Genomic DNA, 4,852 nt, shown 5'->3' with positions numbered 1-4,852 from the left:
TACATATACAGAGAACACCCAAAAAAATATTATGCTCATTATAAATTTCAATGTCTTCATCACCTCCGTAAGAAAAAGATACTGCATCTACTGGTATCGGTATCATTCCGTTAAGAGTGCAGATACTATCATGTTCAGAGAAGTGAGTTATATCATAGCGAAGATCATTAAATTCTGTTAAATCATCATAGTTCATAATTACTCTACCGCCGTTATCCAACAATTAATAAAACTTTCTTTTCCTGCTTCACGAAAATATTCTTTGAAGCCATTTGTCAAAAGTTTCCTTTTTGCAAAGCCAAGACTTACCTTGCGCGCATTAAATCCACTTTCTAACTCTTGTAATTTTTCTAACGCGAGAGGATCATCATCTTCTTGTGTCTCTCGAAGTAATTGTATAAGAGTTTCTAAAGCCTTTTTTACTCGCTCTGAATTATTGCTAGATGCAAGGGCAAGGGCAGCAAAAAAAGAGTTCATAACACTTTCTTCTCCAAACCATTTTATACCATTTGGTATTCCTTGATCAGCATTTCCTATATATATTCGAGATACTTCAACATCTAAATCAGCATAGATTCTTAGATAATTTTTGAAGGCATCAAACTGATCTCCAAGTTGTTCTTCTGTAGAATCTAAAATTTCTTCTTCCACTAATTTCTGTGCAACAACATTTTGTCTCTGTGTTTCTGGACTTTTGGTTATAAAGCTTTGATATGCGGTTGCAATTCTATCGAGGGGGTACTTCCTAGCCTTTGTTCGGCGTGCAGATTCTTTTTCTTTGAAAATTTCAATATCTGGTATTTCGGCCTTAAGTGTGTCATTTAGAGTGATAAACAAAAGACCGATCTGATGTTTCATAGACATAGGTTTTTGTCCTGCATTGAGGACGATAATCCGGTAAATAAGATTTTTGATGTTACCTTCAAGCCAGAACTCCACAAGAACTTTCTGTTCTGAATTAAAGTCAAAATTCTCCTTAGCTATGTCGTTTAAAATAAACGTCCGTTGTAATCCATCTAAAATATTTACTTGTCCTGGTTTACTTAACGCGCTCTCAAGTTCTTGCCTGTTATGTTTTTGTACAATGGGTAAGATATCACTCACTAATTCTGGTTTTACTGCGAGAGTTATAGAAGGTAACAAAGCACCTTTCATGATGTCAATTTTCATGCGTTCATATGCTTTATATTTCTCGCGCTTTCTTTGAGGTTCATAATCATCAAAGTTATCCCCAACTAAACATAAATAGTCTTTTATGGATAATTGAGCATAAAGAATATCTGTATCTGTCCGTAAGTCTTTTGCTTGTCCAATGATTTTTACTTGCATAGCGTTATTTGTACGTAAAATTTGGCATTTGAATAACTCATAAAAATTAAATATATTGTATCATCATATATGTCCTGTTCGTTGTACCGTAGGAAATCTTGAATCCGGTTTATGTATGTATATCACTATTTCTAACAGAAACTTGACAATTGGTAATGGGTAATTAAAAAGATAAATTTTTATTACCCTTCTTAGCTCTTACCTATCAATTATCAGATGACTGTAATTTAATACCCAAAACTTGAGTATAAGCACCTCTAGCTTGAGTCACCCCAATTGTCCGCTGGGCTGACTCTATCATTGGACGACGCAAACTCACAACTATAAACTGTGCCTGTTGAGCCTGTTGTTTAATCATTCTCGCTAATCGTTCCACATTTGACCCATCTAAAAACATATCCACTTCATCAAAGGCGTAAAATGGAGAAGGACGATAACGTTGCAGGGAGAATATAAAACTTAATGCAGTTAAGGATTTCTCTCCCCCTGACATAGAAGCAAGCCGTTGGACGGGTTTACCTTTGGGGTGTGCGACTAGGTTTAAACCACTGTTAAAAGGATCTTCGGGATTATCTAGTTGTAAATAACCGTCACCATCGGAAAGGACAGCAAAGATTGATTGGAAATTCTCATTTACTGCGTCGAAGGCTTCTTTAAACGCCTTTTGACGGAGGGTGGTAAAGTTTTCAATTCTTAATAATAATTCTGTCCGTTCACCTTCCAAAGTCTCTAATTTTCCGGTGAGTTCTTGAAGACGACCTTGGACTTTATCGAATTCTTCCAAAGCTAACATATTCACAGGTTCCATTGCCTGTAAACGTTTACCTAAACTCCGCAATTCTTTTTGTAAGTCCTCTAAATCAACTTTATTGGGAACTTCTGGTAAAGGACTGGGTAATTCTGCACCTAAATCTCGTAATTGGTTTTGCAGTGCTGTTAAATCTTCCCGGCGTTTTTGTTGAGTTTCTTGCAGTTTCTCAATTTCCCATTGTAATTGTTGTTGACGCAATAAGAGCGATCGCAATTCGGTTTCTGCTGTATCTCGGTTCTTTTTCTCTTCCCCTAAATTCTCTTCTAATTGACCCAATTTAGCCTGAATTGAGGTAATTAAATGATTCAATTCTTCAACTTGACTATTAACTGTTGCTTGTTGCTGTTTTCCTGTGGTTTCTTCCTGCTGATATTGAATAACTCTGGTTTGGGATTCTTCTATTTTTTCTTGTAACCGTTGTTGTTGATTTTCTAAGTTTTTTAATTGTTGTTGAACATCTCGCAGTGCTGTTTCCCGTTGTTGTAATTCCTGTTCTTGGGTTTTAATAATAGCTTGGATTTGTTGCCATTCGCTGGGGGTTTGGGAAGATTCCAACTCAGCTAGGGTATGTCTCAATTGTTGTAATTGAGTTTCTTGTTCTGGTAATTCCCGATTTAAAACTTCTAACCGGGATTGTGCAGATGTGAATTTTTCCGTATTTTGGGAAAGTTGAGAACGAGTATTTTCTAACTGCGTTGTTAAAATCTTAATATCTTTCTTTAACTGTTCTAAATATAATTGTTGTTCCCTGCGGACTTGACGTGCTTCTGTTAATTCTAGGGTGAGGGTTTTAGTGCGAGTTGCTAAAGTAGAAATTGCTTCTCCACAACGTTCTAAAATCCGATCAATATCCATTAAGCGAGATTTCAAATTAGCGACTTCTTGAGATTCTCCAGCTTCGCCATTATCAAACCGCAAAGATGAACGTTGATTACCGCTACCTCCAGTCATTGCGCCGCTTGTTTCCAATAATTCCCCTTGTAAAGTGACTATCCGATATAGTCCCATGTTTTTCCGAGCTTGGGCAAGAGTCGCAAATACTACCGTTGCACCAAAAACATAGGCAAATACATCATGATAACGGCGATCGCATTCTACCAAATCTACCGCATAACTGACAAACCCATCAGCTAAACGCAGAGTTGCATCTTGGGTAAATCTAGGGACTTTAATCTTATTTAAAGGTAAAAAAGTTGCCCTTCCCGCCCGTTTTTGTTTTAATAGTTCAATACCCGCAGATGCCACGCTATCATCTTCAACCACAATATGCCCTAAACGTCCACCAGCAGCCATTTCCAACGCTAATTGGTGTTTAGGTTCAACCTTGCCCAATTGCACCACCAAACCGCACAAACCGGGCATTTCTGACTGTAAAATTACTTTACTGGCTTGTGTTCCTTGGATTTCCTGTTGCGCTTGCGTCTGTGCCTCTAATTTATCTAATTGACGTTGTTTGTCCCGTTGTTCTTGTAAAAGTCGTTTTTGGGTATCTTGTTGAATTTGTAACTCTTGTTCTGTCGCAGCGAGATTTTCAGCTAAATTTTGAATGGGTTGGGTAGAAGCATTAAATTCCGTTTCCAGACGCGCACATTCAGCTTGTTTTGCGGTTAATTCCGGTTCTAAACTAGCAATTAACTGAGATTGTTCAGAAATGAGTTGTTGTAATTGAGTATTCCGTTCCTGTAATTGTGCTTGTTCAGTGCGTTGGGGTTCAAGAGTATGCAACAAAGATTCAATTTGCCGATTCAAAGCTGTTTGTTGTTGTACCCAAGCTTCCGAAGCTGAGGCAATTTCCGCAGCAGCTTGACGAGAGGATTCTAAATTTTGTTGTGCAACGTCACGTTCTGATTGTAGAGACGTTACATGAAACGTCTCTACATTATGACTTTTCTTAGCTTCCTCTAAAGTAAGTTGATATTGCTGAATTTCTTGATAAGTTTGATTTAACCGCTTTGTAGATTCTTGAATAGATGTTTCTAACTCCCGTTGTTGTCGTTGGAGTTGTTTCCGTTCCGCTTCCTGAGTGGCGAGATTAGACTGAACAGCAAGAACTTCCTCCTCACCCAAAGCCTTTACACGGAGATTTAGCTGCTCTAATTCAGTAGTTTTCTGATTAATTTGGGAATTAGTTGTATTTAACTGAGTAGTAAAATCACTGAAATTGCGATCGCCCTCTTGAACTTGTGCAACCAGTTTTTCCTGCTGTGCTTGGAGAGAACGCCAAGATAACACCGCTTCCCAGGATTGTTTTTGGATAAATTCAATTCGCAATAATTGATACTTTTCCGCCTTAGCCTTATCTTGAGATAGGCGATCGCATTGTCCACTTAACTCAGTTTGAATAATCCGACAACTATCCTCCTTATCCTTCACCTCATCTAAAGTGGACTTAGCTTGGACAATTTTCCGATCATAAGTCGCCACCCCAGCCAACTCATCAATAATTTCCCGACGTTCCCGCGCATTCATGGAAATGATGCTGGTAACATCCCCTTGCAATACTACATTATACCCTTCAGGATAAATCCGCAGTTCCTCCAAATCCTCATGTAACTCAGTCAGAGTACAAGCCACACCATTAATATAATAATTCGAGGTATACCCCCCCTGCTGAGACACCCGCAACCGCCGAGTCACACTCCACTCAGAGGATTTTGGATTTTGGATTTTAGACTTTGGATTTTCTTCCCCCACTTCCCCAACTTCCCCAAC

Annotated in this window: 3 protein-coding genes; all 3 read right to left on the bottom strand. The window is 38.4% G+C overall.

Translation table 11 applies throughout. The annotated features are described in order from the left end of the window. The coding region (locus IQ228_RS26820; protein ID WP_228043997.1) for a hypothetical protein at positions 1 to 196 on the bottom strand (196 nt) is incomplete at its 3' end. Positions 197 to 198: 2 nt separating this feature from the next. Further along, positions 199 to 1,329: a hypothetical protein gene (locus IQ228_RS21250; RefSeq protein WP_228043996.1), complete on the bottom strand. Its 1,131-nt coding sequence runs from the start codon at positions 1,327 to 1,329 to the stop codon at positions 199 to 201. Between the two features lie 205 nt (positions 1,330 to 1,534). Beyond that, positions 1,535 to 4,852: chromosome segregation protein SMC (gene smc, locus IQ228_RS21245; protein WP_193964337.1), on the bottom strand; the 3,318-nt coding region annotated here is incomplete at its 5' end.

It is taken from the genome of Dolichospermum sp. LEGE 00246 (assembly GCF_015207865.1).
GTDB classification, from domain to species: domain Bacteria; phylum Cyanobacteriota; class Cyanobacteriia; order Cyanobacteriales; family Nostocaceae; genus Dolichospermum; species Dolichospermum heterosporum.
This window is presented reverse-complemented; position numbering and strand designations above follow the sequence as displayed.